Below are 18139 nucleotides of genomic sequence, written 5' to 3'. Positions count from 1 at the left end.
TTGCCGCCCCCTTCACCGCTTGGCCATGCACTCCACTTCGATCAGCGCGCCCATCGCCAACCCGTTCGCACCGATCGCGCTGCGCGCCGGCAGGCGGCCGGGTGTGAAATAGCCGACATAGATTGTGTTGAAATCGCCCCAGCGGCGCATGTCGGTGAGCAGGATCGTGCATTTGAAGACATCGTCCATGCCGAGCTTCTCGGCGTTTAGCGTCGCGGCGATATTGTCCATCACCTGGCGCGACTGCGCCTCGAAGCCGTCGACCAGCTTGCCGTCGGCACCGACACCGACCTCGCCCGAGAGATAAAGGATGCCGTCGACCTCGGTCGCGGTCGAAAAGGGGGCGCCGGGCGGACCCGGGACATGGCGGACGCCCGCCGCGAGGCCGGGCGAGGTCATGGCGAGGCCGATCAGGGCCAGGGCGATCGCTTTCATTCCCATCATGTCTCTCCTCAGCCGCCCCAGACGGTTCGCGCATAGTCGACGAAATTGCGTCCGAGGATCTTCTCGATCTGCGCGGACTTGAGGCCCGCGGCGGCGAGCAGGTCGGCGAGCTTCTGGAACTGGCCGGGGCCGCGCAGGTCCATGACGAACGGGCTGGTGTCGGGGCCTTCGCCGGGCGCGCTGATCCCGGCGGCGCGGCGCGCGGCATTCTCCTTGCGCAGCTCAACCATATAGGCGGGCATGTCGTCATAGCTGGTGGTGCCGCCGTCGGTGCCGATGCCGACATGGTCCTCGCCGCAGATCTTCACCGCGTGGAGGATATGCTGGACGACGTCGGCGGCGGTCGCCGGCCGGCCGAAGGCCAGGAAAGGCATGAAATAGATGCCGACGAAACCGCCGCGCTCGGCGACCAGCCGCAGCTCCTCGTCGGTCTTGTTGCGCGGCAGGTCGGTCACCGCGCGGCAACCGGTGTGCGAGATCGCGATCGGCCGCTTCGCCGCGCGCGCCGCGTCGAGGCAGGTCTGCCGGCCGCTGTGCGACAGATCGACGATCACCCGGCTGGCATCCATCTGCGCGACCACGTCGCGGCCGAACGCGGTCAGCCCCTTGTCGTCGGGAACCAGGCAGCCCGATCCGATCTGGTTGGCGATATTATAGGTGAGCTGCATGATGCGGACGCCGAGATCGGCGAAGACACGGACACGATCTGCCCCCTTGCCGGGCACAGAGGCGTCTCCGAACATCGCGCCGTTCTGGAAACCGTAGATCAGGCCGATCCGGTCGCTCTTCTTCGCCGCGACGATATCGGCGGCGGTCAGCACCTTGGTCAGATCGGCCGGCGAGGCGCGCACCCGCGCGTCCCAGGCGGCGATCTCGCGCACCGTCGTCTCGAACGGCTCCTCCTTGCCCGCGACATAGCCCAGGGTGACATTGACCGCGGTCATCCCCGAGGCGCGCGCATCGGCGATCGCGCGGGCGTTGGCCGACAGCGTCATCGTTTGGGAGATGCCGGCCTCGTTGGCGGTGCCCTTGAAATTGGGGTCGAACACGCCGCCGAGTGCGTTGATCACGATCCACGGCTTGATCGATCCCGCCTGTTCCTGCGCGAAACCGGCGCGGGGCAGCAGTGCCGCACCGGCCCCGGCGACTCCGGTGGCGATCAGCGCGCGCCGCGAAAACAGGGTGTCAGTCATCGCTTGGCATTTCCTCGGCAGTGATCGGCCGATAATCGGCGCGATCGAAACGGTGGCCGCGCTTCACGGTGAAGCGCAGGCTCTTCAGATTGGCGATCGACGCGAGCGGATCGGCGTCGAGCACCAGGAAATTGGCGAGCTTGCCGGGCTCGATCGATCCCATCGCCGCGTCCTGACCGACCACCCTGGCTCCTTCGAGCGTGGCGGCGCGGATCACCTCGGCGGGCTTCATCCCGACCCTGTCGACCAGCAGCGCGAGTTCGTCGTAGAGCGCCGGCCAGGGCTCGGCGCGCGGCGGCACGCCGTCGGTGCCGGTGACGATGGTGACCCCGATCCGATAGGCCTGGCGGGTGAGCGCGGCGGCGACCGCGGCCGAGCAATAGGGGCGGGGCTTCATCTCGGGCTTCGCCGCGAGCCTCTTGTCATATTCGGCATAGACCCGGACGGTCGCGTCGAGCACTTCGCCGCGTGCCTTCATTGTGCGGAACAGCGCCGCCATCTGCGGATCGTCGCCCTTTTCGAGCTTCGCCGCCTCGACCGGGCGCCGGTCCTTGTAGGTCGCCGGGCGCGGGTTCGAGACCTGATAGGCGAGATAGCATGTGTGCGAGACGACATCGACGCCGGCGTCGATCACTTCCGACGGTGGGGTCGGGAACACCATGCCATGTGCCCACACCTTCATCCCCTGGGCATGCGCCTCGGCGGTGATCGCGCGGATCAGGTCGGGGGTGAGATTGTCGTAGAGTTTCAGCGCGATCGCCGAGGTGCCCGAGGCGCGGGCGATCGCGTGCTTGAGATCGGTCTGCGGGGTGATCGCCTGCATCCAGGGCGCCGTGCCCGGCTTGACCAGTTCGGTGGCGGCGCCGACCCGCGGATCGTCGAAGAAATCGGGCCCCGCGAACAGGGCGGCATAATAGATGTCGGGGCCGGCGACTTCGCCGGTCTGGGTCTCGCGGGCATATTCGGCGATCGCGCGCAGATCGTCGGCCATGTCGCGCACCGCGGTGATCCCGCCATAGAGATCGCGCCGCATCTGCGCCTGGGCCTGCGGGCGGTTGGGCGGGGTCGCCATATGCTGATGGCTGTCGATCAGTCCGGGGATCAGAAATTTACCGCCCACGTCGACGATCTCGACATTGGCGAAGCGCATCGTGTCGAGCCGGGCGGCGGGGAAGATCTGGGTGATGGTCGCGCCATCGACGACGACCGCCATGTCCTTGAGCGCAGGCCCGCCGCGTCCGTCGATCAGCGTCGCGCCGCGATAGATGGTGAGCTTGCCCGTCGCCGGCGGTGCGAACGGTCGTGGCGCATAAGGCGAGCGCGCCGGCCTGGCCGGAGCGGGCTGGGCAGCCTGCAGGGCGCCGGCCAGCGACAGCGCGCCGGCGAGCAAGGCGATGGTCTTCAAGAGATCCCCCGGATGATTTGCGACACCTTCGCGCGAGCGCCGATCCGGCACAAGAGGGCGATCGGCGCGCGTTGCCGCTGGGACGTCATGCTGGCATAGCGTCCGGGTGAAATCCGCTCGCTTCTCCGCCGTCACCGCCATTGCGAGGATGCTCGCGGCGTTTGCCCTGCTGTTGGGCGGCTCGCTCGCCTCGTCCGCGCTGCCCGTCACCCCCGCACAGGTCGTCAAGACCTGGCCGCATGATCCGGCCGCCTTCACCGAGGGGCTGCTGATCCACCGCGGCGTGCTCTACGAGAGCACCGGGCTCGAAGGCCGGTCGACGATCAGCCGGATCGATCTCGCCAGCGGTCGGGTGCTGCGATCGATCACGCTGCCGCCCGGCCTGTTCGGCGAGGGCATCGTCGACTGGAAGGACCAGCTGCTCAGCGTCACCTGGCGCGGCGGGCGGGGCTTTCGCTGGTCGCTCGCCGATTTCCGCCAACTCGGCGGCTTCCGCTATGACGGTGAGGGCTGGGCGATGACCCGCGACGACCGTCATATCATCCTGTCGGACGGCACGCCGGTGCTGCGCTTCCTCGATCCGAAGAGCCTCAAGGTCGTCAGGCGTCTCCGCGTCACCGCCGAGGGCCGCCCCGTCGCGCAGCTCAACGAGCTCGAATATGTCCATGGCGAGATTCTCGCCAATATCTGGATGACCAACCGCATCGCCCGGATCGATCCGCGGACCGGCGCGGTCAAAGGGTGGATCGATGTCGCCGCGCTGGCCGCACAGGTGCCGTCGACCGATCCCGATGCGGTCGCCAACGGCATCGCCTATGATGCCGCTTCCGACCGGCTGTTCGTCACCGGCAAGTTCTGGCCGCTGCTGTTCGAGATCCGCAATCCGGTGCACCACTGATCCTCCCGCGCGGTCCTGTCACGACGGGTAGACTGCCATCAGGACGATCATCACCGCCTCGAACGCAAGCCACGCCGCCGCCAGGGTCAGGCCCAGATTCGCGATCGTCGCAACGCCCGGTGATTGCGCAAGGCCCTGCGCGATCCGGGCCGTGGTCGCCCGCACCGCGAAACCCAGCCCGATGGCGAGGGCCAGCAGGACGATGAGGGCAATGCCGATCCGGATCTCACCCGATCTTTGGCAGTCGGGCACCGGATTGCAATGCGCACCGCCCCAGGCCATTGCGAAGAGCAGGGGGGCGCCGACCGATACGAACAGCAGCAGGGTTGCAAGGCAGCCATAAGCTGTACCGCCGGAGGCGGGCAGCTCGACTATGTCGTCATCGTCCATGGCGCGACGCTAGCGCGATTTCGCTTCCGTCCCAATCGGGACCGCATCGACATCGGAGGAAAAGCGATAGCGGTGTACCGGACGGCAAGCCGAGGAACCTTCGCCCGTTCGGTGCGTCTTCCCCTCCTGTCGGCACTTCCGGGCGGTGAGGGCCGATGCCCCCGAACATGTCCTGCCGAGGACCATATCCGGAGAGCGACCATGGACGAAGATCTCACCGTCGAACTCGAGCTGCTCGTCGAGGCATTTCGTTCCAATATTGCCGCCTATGAGACCGCCGCCGGCCGGGCGCGCCGATATCGGGTCTATGCCTTTTGCCGGCATGAGGTCGCCCGGCGGCGCAAGCTGCTCGAACTGATCGACGCCACCACCCTCCCGGTGCCGCTGTCGGCGGGCCGCCGGCTCGCTTTGTGGTTGAGCCGGCGGGCAACCCGGGTGCGGCTCAGCCGTTGCGAGGATGTCGCCTTGCTGGGCGAACTCCACCGCGCCGATGTCGCGCTGGGCGATCCGATCTCCTCGTTGCTCGCACGCTGCGGGCCCTATCCCTATGTCCATGGCTGGGTACTCGGACTGACCGAGCTGCTCGACGAGAGCGAAGCGGAGCGATCGGCGATCGCGCAATCGGACAGCCGCACCCGGACGCGCGTCGATGCGCGAGGCGGTATGGCGGGTTCCTTCGGCTGAGCGAGCTTCGATAAGAGGGGACATTCGCGAATCCGCCCGGATATCCGGCGGCGATGCATTCTTGTTCATTTCGTTCATGTTACGGAAAGGTTTGCGCTTAGGGGCTTCATCAACCTGTCATTGACAGCGCCTAGCCCGGCTCCGCACGATGCGAGTTCGGGCAAGGCCATCGCGGCAAAGAATCGTTGCGGTACCGTAAGTTGATGGGAGGCGCAGATGACGACCGACTATTTTTCGCTCAGCGGCGGCGACTTCGTCCAGGATTGGTCCAATGCCGGGCTGATCGCCGGCGACGACAATTGGAGCGGCGTTCCCAGCATCACCGGCTATCGCGGCGACGGCGTCGTCAGTGGTACCGGCAAGGATCCGCGCACCGCGACCGGTGACGGCACCCCGACCGTCGACGTCAACGCCAACCGCAGCGACCCGAACACCTACACCACCGGCGGCGTCGTCGAGTTCGACGGCATCGCCGACCGCGTCGTCGGCTTCCAGGGATCGGGCACCGCCAATGCCCCCAATCTGGTGATCTATCTCGACGCGACCGGGCGGCAGAATATCGCTTTCTCGACCCGGCTGCGCGACATCGACACCGGATCGACCGCGATCCAGCCGGTCGCGATCCAGTATCGGATCGGCAATACCGGCGCCTGGACCAATGTCGACGGCGGCTATGTCGCCAACGCCAACACCGGCGGTGACACCAATCTGAGCGTCGTGCTGCCGGCCGCCGCCAATGGCCAGGCCCAGCTCCAGATCCGGGTGATCACCACCGACGCGGTCGGATCGGACGCGTTCATCGGCGTCGACGATATCCAGGTCAGCAGCCAGCCCGCGAGCAGCACCACCCATCCGGGGACGCTCAGCATCGCCGACGCGACGATCGGCGAGGGCGACAGCGGCGACGCCGCGATCAGCTTCACCGTCACCCGCGACAATGGCAGCGACGGTGCGGTCAGCGCGACCTGGACGCTGGCGCACGGCACCACCGACGCCGCCGATTTCGGTGCGGGCGCGGCCTTCACCGGCACCGTCGCCTTCGCCGCCGGCCAGACCAGCGCGACGATCAGCATCCCCGTCCATGGCGATACGACCTTCGAACCCGACGAGAGCTTCACCGTCACCCTGTCGAGCGTACAGGGCGGCGCGGTGATCGCCGACGGCCAGGCGACGGGCACGATCGTCAACGATGATCCGGTGCCGCCGGCGCCGCCGGTCAACGTCTTCATCAACGAGATCCATTACGACAATGACGGCACCGACGTCGGCGAGGGCGTCGAGATCGCCGGTCTCGCGGGCACCAACCTCGCCGGCTGGACGGTGATCCTGTACAACGGCAATGGCGGCGCCAGCTATGGTACGATCGCGCTGTCGGGGGTGATCTCCGATCAGGCGAACGGCTTCGGCACCGTCGGCGTGTCGATTCCCAATATCCAGAACGGCTCGCCCGACGGGATCGCGCTGGTCGACGGCCAGGGCCATGTCGTCCAGTTCCTGTCCTATGAAGGGGTGATGACCGCGACCAACGGTCCCGCCGCGGGCCTCACCAGCACCGATATCGGCGTCACCGAGGACCCGGCGCCCGCGGCCGGCCTGTCGCTGCAGTTGAAGGGCTCGGGTTCGAGCGCGGCCGATTTCACCTGGACTTCGGCGTCGGACGACAGTTTCGGCGCGGTGAATGACGGGCAGAGCTTCCTGTCGCCGACCGGCACCGCCCATTATCGCGCCGACGACGCCCAGGCCGTCGAGGGCAATGGCGGGACCAGCGCGCTGACCTTCACCGTCCATCGCGCGGGCGGCTTCGCCGCGGCCGGTAGCGTCGATTATGCGATCGCGTTCGACGGCACCGCGACCGCCGACGATCTCGCGCCCGGTACCGTGCTGAGCGGCACGGTGAGCTTCGCTGCCGGCGAGACCTCGAAGCAGGTCACCCTCCAGGTCCAGGGCGATACCCTGTCGGAGCGCAACGAAGGCTTCAGCCTCCATCTGTCGAACGCGACCGGCGATGCGGTGATCGACGACGCGACCGCGATCGGCACGATCGTCAACGACGATCCGATCGCGCTGTCGATCGGCGAGATCCAGGGCGCGGGCCACCGGTCCGAATTCACCGGCCAGCAGGTGATCACCACCGGCATCGTCACCGCGGTCGACGCCAATGGCTTCTACCTCCAGTCGGCGGTCGGCGACGGCAATGCCGCGACCTCGGACGGGGTCTTCGTCTTCACCTCGACCGCGCCGACCGTGGTCGTCGGCGACGGCGTCACCGTCGGCGGCACCGTCCAAGAGTTCGCCGGCGACGCGGCGGGACTGACGGTGACCGAGATCGGATCGACCGCGACCATTCCCTTGTCGGTGACGGTCGACAGCCATGGCAATGCGCTGCCCGAGGCCGTGCTGATCGGGCAGGGCGGGATATTGCCGCCGAACCACAGCCTCGACGATGATGGGCTCACCAGCTTCGATCCGGCGACCGACGGCCTCGATTTCTGGGAATCGCTCGAAGGGATGCGAGTGACGATCGACGCCCCGCTCGCGGTGTCGAACACCACCAGCTTCGGCGAGACCGACGTCGTCGCCTCGGGCGGGGTGGGCGCGACCGGGGTCAACGACCGCGGCGGCATCACCATCTCGGCCGGCGACTATAATCCCGAGAAGATCCAGATCGACGACGACAGCGCGATCTTCGCCGGTTTCACCCCCGGCTATACGATCGGCGACAGGCTCAGCAGCGTCACCGGCGTCGTCCATTATTCGTTCGACGCCTATGAGGTGCTGGTCACCGAGGCGGTCAGCGTCACCCAGGACGTGACGCTGGGCGACGAGGTCACCGACCTGGTCGGCGACACCAGCCATTTGTCGCTCGCCACCTATAATCTCGAAAATCTCGACGCCAGCGACAACAAGTACGACGCGCTCGCCTATGACATCGTCACCAATCTGCGCGCGCCCGACATCATCGCGGTGCAGGAGGTGCAGGATGCCGACGGCGCCGGCAATGGCAGCGACCTGTCCGGCGTCACCACCGCGCAGGGGCTGATCGATGCGATCAGCGCCGCCGGCGGGCCGCTTTATGCCTATGTCGAGATCGCGCCGGCGACCGCGGGGTCGAGCGGCGGCGAGCCGGGCGGCAATATCCGCGCGGGCTATCTCTACCAGGTCGACCGGGTCGACTATGTCGAGGGCAGCGCCGAGCTGATCACCGGATCGGCCTATGACGGCAGCCGCAAGCCGTTGGTCGCGACCTGGATCTTCAACGACCAGAACATCACCACGATCGACGTCCACTTCACCTCGCGGCTGGGCAGCGATCCGCTGCAGGGGGCGAACCAGCCGCCGCTCGATGCCGGCGACGCTTCGCGCACCGCGCAGGCCGACGGGGTCAAGGCTTATGTCAACGCGCATCTCGCCGACGACCCCTCGCTCAACATCGCGGTGCTCGGCGATTTCAACGGCTTCTATTTCGAGGATGCCCAGCGCCATCTGACCGATGACGGCACGCTGATCCACACCAACAGCCTGCTGCCCGAGGAAGAGCGCTATTCCTATCTGTTCGAGGGCAATGCCCAGCAGATCGACAATATCATCGTCACCCCCGGGCTCTACGCCAACGCCCAGCTCGACATCGTCCACCTCAATTCGCAGGTGACCGGCGCGCGCCCGACCGACCATGACCCGTCGGTCGCGCTCTTCTATCTGCCGCCGCCCAATGCCGCGCCGACCGCGCTGGCGCTGAGCAATGCCAGCGTGGCCGAGAACAGGCCCGCGGGCACCGTCGTCGGCACGCTGGCGGCGACCGACCAGGCCGGCGACACGATCAGCTACAGCCTCGTCGACAATGCCGGCGGGCGCTTCGTGGTCGATGCGGTCACCGGCGTGGTCACCACCACCGCCGCTTTCGATCATGAAGCCACCGCCGGCTTCGCGATCGTCGGGCGCGCCACCGACCAGGGCGGGCTGTCTATCGACCGGGGCTTCAGCGTCGCGGTTACCGACGTCAACGAGGCGCCGACCGCGGTCCACGACGCGGTCGCGGTCAACGAGGATGCGACCAGCGGCAACCTCTGGACCACGCTGCTCGCCAATGACAGCGATCCCGATGCCGGTGCCAGCCTGTCGATCGCATCGGTGAACAGCACCGGCACGCTCGGCAGCCTGGTGTTCGATCCGGCGACCCAGACGCTGCGCTATGTCGCCGACAACGACGCCTTCGACGCGCTCGCGCCCGGCCAGACCGTCATCGACCATTTCAGCTATACCGCGACCGACCAGGGCGGCCTGACCAGCACGACGACGGTCGATGTCACCGTCACCGGCATCCAGGACGGGGTGACCCGCACCGGCACGATCTTCAGCGACACGCTGAACGGCACCGGCGGCGAGGACAGGCTGTCGGGCAGCCTGGGCAATGACGTGCTCTATGGCCTCGGTGGGCATGACATACTCGACGGCGGGCTCGGCGGCGACCGGCTCGAGGGCGGCGACGGCAATGACGTGCTGTTCGGCGATCTCGGCAACGACACGCTGATCGGCGGTGCCGGCCGCGACATCTTGTTCGGCGGGCTCGGCACCGATGTGTTGACCGGCGGTGCGGGGGCCGACAGCTTCCATTTCGGGCGGTTCGAGACCGGCGACACGATCACCGACTTCAACACCGCCGAGGACATCATCATCCTCGACGACGGCATCAGCGTGCTGAAGACCAAGGTCGCCGACACCAACCGCGACGGCATCGCCGACCTGACGATCAGCTTCACTTATGGCAGTTCGGTCACCCTGCTCGGCGTGTCGAACGCCGCGGCGGTCCATTATGGCGGGCCCGATGCCTGGTCGGATCATCAGCCGGGGCTCGGCGGGCTGCTCGACGATATCGGCGACTGGCTGCTGCGGCCCTTCGCCTATGCCGACGGGCATCTGGCTTGAGGGCAGGCCGGGTACCAAGATCCTCCCCATCGCAGATGGGGAGGTGGCGCCGCAGGCGACGGAGGGGTTTTGCGCCAGTTCGGCGTGATGATATCTTTCAGATTCCGCAAAACCCCTCCACCATCCTGCGGATGGTCCCCCTCCCCAGACCTTCGGCCTGGGGAGGATCTTCATGGTTCCTCGTTCCAAATCCTCGAAAATGGATGGAACTGGGCTTAAATTCCCGTTCGTTGCCCGCTAGACCCGCATTCGCATGAAACTCGAACTCTCCCCCGGTCCGATGCGCGCGGCGCTCGCTCTTTGCCGCCGCCATTTCGTTGCGGCGGCCGGATTCAGTGCGCTCGTCAATCTGCTCTACATCGCGCCGACGATCTACATGCTCCAGGTCTATGATAGGGTGGTCCCGACCCAGGGGCATCTGACGCTGTTCTTCCTGACGCTGGTGCTGCTGTTCGCGCTCGGCACGCTGGCGCTGCTCGACCGGGTCCGCAGCCGGCTGCTGGTGCGGGCCAGCGTCGCGACCGACGCCGCACTCGCACCTGCGATCCTCGACGCGACCCTCGGCCGCCCCGATCTCGCGGTGTCGCGCCAGGCGCTGCGCGAGTTCGACATGATGCGGCAGACGCTGACCGGGCCGGGGATACTCGCGCTGTTCGATGCCCCCTGGGCGCCGATCTATGTCCTCGCCTGTTTCCTGATCCATCCGTTGCTGGGCGTGGTAGCGATCGTCGGCTGTGTGTTGCTGCCGTTCATCGCCTGGCGCAACGAGAAGGCGACGCGGCCGCGGCTCGATCGCTCGCAGGCGGCCGCGAGCGCGGCCTATGCCGGTCAGGAATCGCTGCTCGGTGCCGCCGAGACCGTCCGCGCGCTCGGCATGCGTCGCGCGGTGGTCGCGCGCCAGCTCCGCCAGCGCCAGGGCATGATGACGACGATCGTCGAGGCGAGCTTCACCGCGAGCGGTTACCAGGCGGCGACCCGCTTCGCCCGGCTCGCGCTCCAGTCGCTGGCGCTCGGGGTCGGCGCGCTGCTCGCGATCGACAACCGGATCAGCGGCGGCGCGATCTTCGCGGCCTCCTTCCTTATCTCGCGCGCGCTCGCGCCGATCGAGCAGCTGATCGGCAGCTGGAAGCCGATCGTCCAGGCGCGCAACAGCTACAAGGCGCTCGACGAATTGCTCGGTCGCGGCGAACTGGCGCCCGATCGCACCCTGTTGCCGGCGCCCAAGGGGGCGCTGCTGCTCGACCAGCTGGTCGTGTTCAACGACACCCGCGACGGCACGGTGCTCGGCGGGATCGGCTGCGCCATCCGCGCGGGCGAGGCGGTGGCAATCGTCGGTCCGAGCGGCGCCGGAAAATCCACGCTGGTGCGGGCGATCGCCGGCGCGATCCTGCCCGACCGCGGCACGATCCGCATCGACGGCGCCGACGCGCGCGATTGGGATCCTGAGCGGCTGGCGCGCCATATCGGATATCTGCCGCAGGATCCCGGTCTGCTCGCGGGCACGGTGAAGGAGAATATCTGCCGCTTCGCGATCGAACTGGGCGAGGATGTCGCGACGGTCGATGCCGCGGTGATCGCGGCCGCGCAGAAAGTCGGTGCGCACGAGCTGATCCTGCAGCTGTCGAATGGTTACGAGCATCGGCTGCTGTCGGGCGGGCGCGGCCTGTCGGCAGGCCAGGCGCAGCGGATCGCGCTGGCGCGCGCGGTTTACGGCGACCCCGCGCTTTATATCCTCGACGAGCCCAATGCCCATCTCGACAGCGAGGGCGACGTCCAGCTCGTCACGGCGCTCGGCCGGCTGAAGGCCGAAGGCAAGACGATCCTGATCGTCTCGCACAAGCTTGGCATTTTGCCGATCATCGACCGGATCATGGTGCTGCGCGGCGGCCGGATCGAGATGTTCGGTCCGCGTGACGAAATATTGCCCAAGATCGCACCGGCCAATATCCGGCCGATCGCCACCGCGCAGGGGACGGGGGGCCGGGCATGAGCGACGCGCCGGTGATCGTCGCCGATCCGGTCGGCACCCCTTATGGCGGCGTGTCGGTCTATACGCCCGATGCGGCCGACGGCGCGTCAGCGGTGGCCGATCCGACCCGCGAGATCCGCATCGGCCTGATCGTCGCCGGGCTGTTCTTCATAGCGTTTCTCGGTTGGGCGGCGTTCGCGCGGCTCGACGCGGCGGCCTATGCCCAGGGAACGCTGGTGGTGTCGGGCCAGCGCCAGGCGGTCCAGCACCGCGAGGGCGGGGTGGTCGGCGCGATCCTCGTCCATGAGGGGCAGCGGGTGGTGCGCGGCCAGTTGCTCGTGCGCCTGTCGGCGGCCGAGGTGCGCGCGCAGGAGCGCGCCTATGCCTCGCAGGCGATCGGCCTGCTCGCCCAGCGCGCGCGGCTCCAGGCCGAGCAGCTCGGCCAGGCGCGGGTGACCGCGCCGCCCGAATATGCGGAACTCAAGCTCGCCGATCGCGCCGAGGCGGCGCTGGCGCTGAAACTCCAGCAGACCGAACTCGACGCGCGCGCCTCGGTGCTGTCGGCCCAGCGCGGCGCGCTCGGCCAGCGCGCGGCGCAGTCGGGCGAGCAGGGGCGCGGCTACAGCCGCCAGGTCGCATCGAGCGACGAGCAGTTGCGCATCCTCGACCAGCAGATCGACGCACTGCGGCCGGTCGCCGCCAAGGGTTTCGTGTCGATGACCCGGATGCGCGAGCTCGAACGGATGCGCGCCCAGCTGATCGGCCAGAGCGGCCAATATAGCGCCAGCGTCGCCCAGACCCGCGAGGCCGCGCGCGAAAGCCAGATCCAGATCCTCGAGGCCGAGCGCACTTATCGCGAACGCACCGCGTCCGACCTGCGCGACGTCGAGACCCGGCTCGGCGATCTGCTGCCGCGGCTGAGCGCCGCGCGCGACCAGCTGGCCCGCACCGAGATCCGCTCGCCGGCGACCGGCACCGTCGTCGGCCTGTCGGTGTTCACCCCCGGCGGGGTGATCGCGCCGGGCCAGAAGCTGATGGACGTGATCCCTGAACGCACGCCCCTGCTGATTCAGGCGCGGATCGCGCCCGACGATGCCGACGACCTGCTGGTCGGTCAGCGCACCTTGGTCAAATTCGTCGGCCTCCACGAGCGCTCGCTTCCCGAACTCGAGGGCAAGCTCACCCGCCTGTCGGCCGACAGCTTTTCCGACGAGCGCACCGGCCAGAGCTATTTCACCGCCGAGGTCACCGTTCCGCTCGACCAGCTCCGCCTGATCGGCGACGTCCGCGGCAAGGACTTCGCGCTGCGCGCGGGGTTGCCGGTGCAGTTGCTGGTGCCGCTGCGCAAGCGCACGGCGCTCGACTATCTGCTCGAGCCGCTGGTCGGCGCGTTCTGGGCGTCGTTCCGCGAACATTGAGGCGGCGGTTCGGCATGCGAATATGCCGGGCTGCAAATGGCGCCCTTCTTCGCTTCCGGTGCTCATATACATGAAGTACGCTGCGCTCCGGGTCGCGAAGCGCAGCATTTTCGCCGTGGCCCGATCCGAATGCCGAACTGCTGGGCGCTATCTCGATTCGCGCGGTTTGCTTGCTTGCAATGTATCGATAATCGCGCCGACCCCCGCGTCGATACCTTCCGCCATCTTTCCTTCCTTGAAATGCGGAAGGATCTGTTGCGCGATGATCGCCGCGCATACTGCATTCGGCAGCGCGCGCTCCAGCCCATAGCCGACGGCGATCCTTATCTTATGCTCGTTGGGCGCGACGAGCAGGACGACGCCGTCGTTCACGCCCTTGCGCCCGATGCCCCAGCGATTGGCGAGCCTGCGCGTGAAGGTGGCGATGTCCCCGCCGCCGAGGCTGGGCAGCGTCACGACGATGAACTGATGCTTCGTCCTGTATTCGAAGACGGCCAATCGTTCGGTCAGCCGCTGCTCATCGGCCGGCGTCAGCAATCCTGCATTATCGACGACGCGCCCGGTCAGCGCGATCGTCGACGAGGCTTCAGCGGCCGTAGCGACTGCAGAGGGCGAGGGGCAGATCGGGGAAATGACGATGGCGAGCAGCAGCGCGCCGAAGCTGGCGGTGCGGTTCATGCGCCGACATCCGGATAATAGCTCAGATGATGGTTTTCGGCGATATCCGACCAGAAGACGATGCGCCGCATCGGGGCTGAGGCAGGACGGCCGGTCGCTTCGTTCTCGAAATAGTCGGCAAGGTTCGCCCCATAATAGATCGTATCGAAACCATGTATCGAGAATATCGGATTGTCGGCTTCGATCGGCGTTTCGGGCAGATAGCGGTGGTTGCCGAGCGGAATCAGCCGAGGTGCCCTGGTCAGCGCCTCGCGCAATATCGCGATCCGATCGGCCATCGCCTGCGGCCGATCGCCCCAGTCGGGCCACCACATGCCGCCTTCGACGATATCGAACTTCAGTGCCTCGAACGGCCAGGCGAGCATCGTGCGGATCCGTGGATCCTCGATGCTCCAGTCATGATCGGCACTGGGCCGAAACCGCCGCATCGTTTCGACGAGGTCGGGCGGAAAGCGCAGGCCGTAGCGATCCTGTGCGGTCGCCAGTTCGGCAGGCGTATAGCCGCCCACCGCCTATCGCTCCTCCGCCGGGACATCGCGCAGCCGCGCCGAAAAGGCCTCGACCTCCTCGGTGGTGAAGCTCAGATGCACTCGCTTCGTAGAGCCCGGCCGCTGCGCCACCGACAACCCCGGCCGCCATTCGGTCGCGGGCCGGATCGGTCGCGGGGCGAAGCCGCCGCCGCAATTGGGGCAGACGTTGGACAGCTTCGTCTCGACACAATCGGCACAGAAGGTGCACTCATAGGTACAGATCCGCGCCTCGACCGCGTGCGGCGGCAGGTCCTTGTCGCAATATTCGCAGTTCGGCCGCAGCTCGAGCGCCATGATGTCGGGTCCCCCTGGCCGGAGAGGTTAGCGCCACGGCGGCATGATCGACAAGGATGGTTCGATCAGCGGGCGATCTCGATCATGACATCGGCCTGGACGTCCACCCAGGCGCCGTCCGTCGTCAACGCCACCGCGCCGCGTTCGGCAGCGAGCGCCAGGCAAGCGCGGTCGCCGAGCGAGAGACCATGGCGACGAGCCGCGGCCCGCAATTTGCCGGCTCGATCGGCCTGCGCGGCGTCGAACGGGAGAATGGTCAGCGCGAGTTCGGCTATGCTCTGGTCGATGACGGCATCGGGGACCGCGCGTTCCTGCAGCTTGGCGATGACCTCCGAAAGATTGACCGCGCCGATGACGGCGTCGGGAAGGCAGGCTTCGATCCTGGCCGCGCCGCGCTCGTCGAGCATCAGTGCGAGCAATGCCGATGCGTCGAGGACGTAAGTGGCTTCACTCATCGGCCGCGGCGGCACGCCGGTCGGCGATCAGGGCCTCCGACAAGGGCAGGCCCGGCTGCACATGGTTTCGCAACCTGGCCTGCACCCGGGCAACCGCATCGCGCAACGGGCGGACATGGAGTTCGCCGTCGACGACCTCCATCATCACTGCCGCGCCATCGGCCAAGCCGAGTTCGCGTCTTATATCAGCCGGTACCTGAAGCCTGCCGCCACTGACCAATTTGCCGCTGCGCGCGTTCATGACGGGTGCCCACCATACAGATTGTCGCCATCATACAGATGCTCGAAAACATGTATAGTATGGCACCGTCAGATCAGACGACGCGCACCCTGCGCGCGCTCTCCATCTCGACCTCCTGCCACAGCACGTCGAGCAGCCCGGCGATTTCCTTGACGTGCGGGATGTCGTGCCGGCTGACATAGCGATATTTCTCGGCCAGCAGCGACGCCTCGACCAGGATCAGCCGGATCATCTCGCCATGCGCGTCGAGCGATCGGACCGCCTCATAGCCCTCCACCGCCTGGCCGCGCAGCATCGCCTCATTGTCATATTTCACAGCGCCGTCTCCACAGCATCGAACCATCGATCGCATAGGATTAGCATCGGTTTCGGGCGGCGAAATGGAGCCGGGCGGCAAAGCGGATGGACGGTGCTGCGGGCGCGCTGGGCGCACGCGTCGATGGCGTTTGCCTGCTCCCCTTCACCGCACCGTGAACAATATCCGGTCGACCGGCTTGCCCGCCGGATCGACCAGCACCAGCCGGTGCGCGCCCGGGCCCGGCAGCACCAGCGGCTGCGCGGCCGCCGGCCCGAGGTCGTGGCGGTCGAGCAGCAGGCGGTGGCCCTCGACCGGGCCGGCGACCGCGATACGGATGCGCTGGCGGTCGCCGGGGATGTCGGGGTCGAGCGCGTAGATCGCGCCCGAGACCGGGCTGGTGATCCGCGGCCGCTGCGCGCCGGCGGGGGCGGGGCCGAAGCGCGATTGGGCGGTGCCGGCGACGAACCGTTCGATCCGCGGCGGCTCGATGCCGCCGTCGAAGACGACCGGGCGGCTGTCGATCCCGGCGGGGCGCGGCGGCGGGGGCGGCGGGTTGCGGTGGAGCGCGAGCATCACCTCGCGCCACACCGGTGCTGCGCCGCTGGTGCCCGACACCGCGCGCATCGAATCCCCCTCGAGATTGCCGATCCACACCGCGACCGTGTAGCGGCTCGAAAAGCCGACGCACCAATTGTCGCGCATCGCCTTCGAGGTACCGGTCTTGACCGCGCTCCAGAACGGCAGGCGCAGCGCGCTGTCGAGGCCGAAGCTGGTCGCGCGCGCCCCCGGATCGGACAGCATGTCGGCGACGATCCAGGCAGCCTGCGGGCTCGTCACTCCGCGTGGTGCGATGGCAGGATCGCCGGGCAGGAAGCGCACCGGCGACCAGCGCCCGGCATTGGCGAAGCTGCGATAGGCGTCGGCCTGCTCGACCAGCGTCACCTCGGCCGATCCGAGTGCGAGCGAGAAGCCATAATAGCCGCCATCCTCGGTCAGCCCCTTGTAGCCCAGGTCCCACAGCCGGTCGCGAAACGCATCGACCCCGACCAGCAGCAGGGTGCGCACCGCCGGCACGTTGAGCGATCCGGCGAGCGCGGTGCGCGCCGATACCGGCCCGCGAAAGCTGCGGTCGTAATTTTGCGGCACATAGAGGCCCGAGGCGGTGTCGAGCTGGACCGGATTGTCGTCGAGGATCGAGGCCGCGGTCAGGTAACCGCGCTCGATCGCGGTCGCGTAGAGGAAGGGCTTCAAGGTCGATCCGGCCTGGCGATAGGCCTTCGCGCCGTCGACCGCCGCCGCGGTCGATCCCTCGCCGACCCCGCCGACATAAGCGAGCACGCCGCCGGTCGCGTTGTCGAGCACCACCACCGCGCCGTCGCGCGCGCGCTGATCGCCGAGGCCGATCAACTGGCGGCGCAGCGCCGCGATCGCGATCCGCTGGACGCCGATGTCGACCGTCGTCGTCAGCTTGACGCCCGGCTTGTCGATCAGCCGTCGGGCGAGATGCGGCGCGAGCCCCGGGTCGGTCTCGATCCGCCGCGCCGAACCCAGCGCCTCGGCTGCGCGCGCCTTGATGGCGGTGCAGCGATCGGGAACGGGGCGGCAGGCGCGGCGCGCGACCGCCTCGGGGCTGGCCTGCGGATCGGGGAGCAAGGCGGTGAGGATCGCCGCCTCGTCGGGCGACAGCGACGCTGGCGGCTTGCCGAACAGCTGCCGGCTCGCCGCCATGATCCCCTGGGTCTCGCCGCGGAAGCCGGCGAAGTTGAGATAGGCTTCGAGGATCTGGTCCTTGCGCCAGCTCCGCTCGATCGCCATCGCCGCGCGCATCTGCCGCGCCTTCTGCCACGCCCCACGCGATCCCGGCCGGGCGAGCTGCGGCGCCAGATAGGCGGCGAGCTGCATCGTGATCGTCGAGGCCCCCCGCGCGCGCTTGCCGGTCAGTGCGTCGCGCACCGATCCGGCGATCGCCAGCCAGTCGACCCCGTGGTGCGACGCGAAGCCATGGTCCTCGGCGGCGATCACCCGTTCCCTGAGCAGCGGCGAGATCGCCGCGATCGGCACCCATTCGAGCCGGCGGCGCTCATAATCGAGCCGCTCGCTTTCGAGCAGCCGGCCGTTGCGGTCGTAGAGCCAGCTTTCGGTCGGCTGCCACGCGGCGCGGACGGTCGCATAGTCGGGGGTGGAGGGCGGCCAGGTTGCGATCCAGAGCGCGAGAATGAGGATTAGCGGGGTGGCAATAGCGAGGCGGTGCGGTGTGAGGTAGTGGCGCAATACTCTCCACCCGTCATGCTGAACTTGTTTCAGCATCCACTCCTCGGT

The 18139-nt window shown here is 67.8% G+C and carries 16 protein-coding genes; 5 read left to right on the top strand and 11 right to left on the bottom strand.

Annotated elements, in window-relative coordinates; translation table 11 throughout:
- Positions 1 to 12: 12 nt before the first annotated feature.
- The 3 genes from AC1RM6_RS10280 to AC1RM6_RS10270 are packed head-to-tail and all read right to left on the bottom strand — an operon-like array spanning position 13 to position 3042.
- The gene (locus AC1RM6_RS10280) at positions 13 to 441 is read right to left on the bottom strand and encodes a RidA family protein (protein ID WP_493100771.1); all 429 of its coding nucleotides are present in this window, start codon (positions 439 to 441) and stop codon (positions 13 to 15) included.
- An 11-nt stretch (positions 442 to 452) separates the two neighbouring features.
- The gene (locus AC1RM6_RS10275; RefSeq protein WP_493100769.1) at positions 453 to 1637 is read right to left on the bottom strand and encodes a dipeptidase; all 1185 of its coding nucleotides are present in this window, start codon (positions 1635 to 1637) and stop codon (positions 453 to 455) included.
- Positions 1630 to 3042 (bottom strand): amidohydrolase family protein, encoded by a 1413-nt coding sequence (locus AC1RM6_RS10270; protein WP_493100767.1) that lies wholly within the window; start codon positions 3040 to 3042, stop codon positions 1630 to 1632. Before AC1RM6_RS10270 ends, AC1RM6_RS10275 begins: the two co-directional genes overlap by 8 nt.
- Positions 3043 to 3190: 148 nt before the next feature.
- Between AC1RM6_RS10270 and AC1RM6_RS10265 the strand changes: the two genes are divergently transcribed.
- A complete protein-coding gene (locus AC1RM6_RS10265; protein WP_493100765.1) occupies positions 3191 to 3940 on the top strand; it encodes a glutaminyl-peptide cyclotransferase in 750 nt (249 codons plus the stop codon).
- An 18-nt stretch (positions 3941 to 3958) separates the two neighbouring features.
- Here the strand turns inward: AC1RM6_RS10265 and AC1RM6_RS10260 are convergent, their stop codons facing one another.
- Positions 3959 to 4330, bottom strand: coding sequence for a hypothetical protein (locus AC1RM6_RS10260; RefSeq protein WP_493100763.1), 372 nt, complete (start codon positions 4328 to 4330; stop codon positions 3959 to 3961).
- Positions 4331 to 4531: 201 nt separating this feature from the next.
- Between AC1RM6_RS10260 and AC1RM6_RS10255 the strand changes: the two genes are divergently transcribed.
- The 4 genes from AC1RM6_RS10255 (at position 4532) to AC1RM6_RS10240 (ending at position 13324) form a co-directional block, all read left to right on the top strand.
- Positions 4532 to 5014: a hypothetical protein gene (locus AC1RM6_RS10255; protein WP_493100761.1), complete on the top strand. Its 483-nt coding sequence runs from the start codon at positions 4532 to 4534 to the stop codon at positions 5012 to 5014.
- Between the two features lie 216 nt (positions 5015 to 5230).
- Positions 5231 to 9937, top strand: a complete 4707-nt coding sequence (locus AC1RM6_RS10250; protein WP_493100755.1) for a DUF8508 domain-containing protein — start codon at positions 5231 to 5233, stop codon at positions 9935 to 9937.
- Between the two features lie 253 nt (positions 9938 to 10190).
- On the top strand, positions 10191 to 11927 hold the full coding sequence (locus tag AC1RM6_RS10245; RefSeq protein WP_493100753.1) for a type I secretion system permease/ATPase: 1737 nt from the start codon (positions 10191 to 10193) through the stop codon (positions 11925 to 11927).
- Positions 11924 to 13324, top strand: a complete 1401-nt coding sequence (locus AC1RM6_RS10240) for an HlyD family type I secretion periplasmic adaptor subunit (protein ID WP_493100751.1) — start codon at positions 11924 to 11926, stop codon at positions 13322 to 13324. Before AC1RM6_RS10245 ends, AC1RM6_RS10240 begins: the two co-directional genes overlap by 4 nt.
- Before the next feature lie 147 nt (positions 13325 to 13471).
- Here AC1RM6_RS10240 and AC1RM6_RS10235 read toward each other — a convergent pair whose 3' ends face one another.
- The 7 genes from AC1RM6_RS10235 to pbpC all read right to left on the bottom strand — a co-directional run bounded on the left by AC1RM6_RS10235 (position 13472) and on the right by pbpC (position 18127).
- Positions 13472 to 14002: a TPM domain-containing protein gene (locus tag AC1RM6_RS10235; protein WP_493100749.1), complete on the bottom strand. Its 531-nt coding sequence runs from the start codon at positions 14000 to 14002 to the stop codon at positions 13472 to 13474.
- Entirely contained in the window at positions 13999 to 14511 is a 513-nt protein-coding gene (locus AC1RM6_RS10230; RefSeq protein WP_493100747.1) for a hypothetical protein, read from the bottom strand. Before AC1RM6_RS10230 ends, AC1RM6_RS10235 begins: the two co-directional genes overlap by 4 nt.
- 3 nt (positions 14512 to 14514) lie before the next feature.
- Positions 14515 to 14826, bottom strand: a complete 312-nt coding sequence (locus AC1RM6_RS10225) for a DUF1272 domain-containing protein (RefSeq protein ID WP_493100745.1) — start codon at positions 14824 to 14826, stop codon at positions 14515 to 14517.
- Between the two features lie 65 nt (positions 14827 to 14891).
- Positions 14892 to 15281: a type II toxin-antitoxin system VapC family toxin gene (locus AC1RM6_RS10220; protein WP_493101557.1), complete on the bottom strand. Its 390-nt coding sequence runs from the start codon at positions 15279 to 15281 to the stop codon at positions 14892 to 14894.
- A complete protein-coding gene (locus tag AC1RM6_RS10215; RefSeq protein ID WP_493100743.1) occupies positions 15274 to 15522 on the bottom strand; it encodes an AbrB/MazE/SpoVT family DNA-binding domain-containing protein in 249 nt (82 codons plus the stop codon). The genes AC1RM6_RS10220 and AC1RM6_RS10215 overlap by 8 nt, the downstream gene beginning before the upstream one ends.
- Before the next feature lie 73 nt (positions 15523 to 15595).
- Positions 15596 to 15838 carry a hypothetical protein gene (locus AC1RM6_RS10210; protein WP_493100741.1) on the bottom strand — a complete coding sequence of 81 codons (243 nt, stop codon included), beginning with the start codon at positions 15836 to 15838 and terminating at the stop codon, positions 15596 to 15598.
- 144 nt (positions 15839 to 15982) lie between these two features.
- Positions 15983 to 18127, bottom strand: a complete 2145-nt coding sequence (gene pbpC, locus AC1RM6_RS10205; protein WP_493100739.1) for a penicillin-binding protein 1C — start codon at positions 18125 to 18127, stop codon at positions 15983 to 15985.
- Between the last annotated feature and the right edge of the window lie 12 nt (positions 18128 to 18139).

It is taken from the genome of Rhizorhabdus sp. GW822-FHT03C02 (assembly GCF_058801765.1).
Note: the sequence above shows the minus strand (reverse complement) of the source record. Positions and strands in the feature narration are given on the sequence as shown.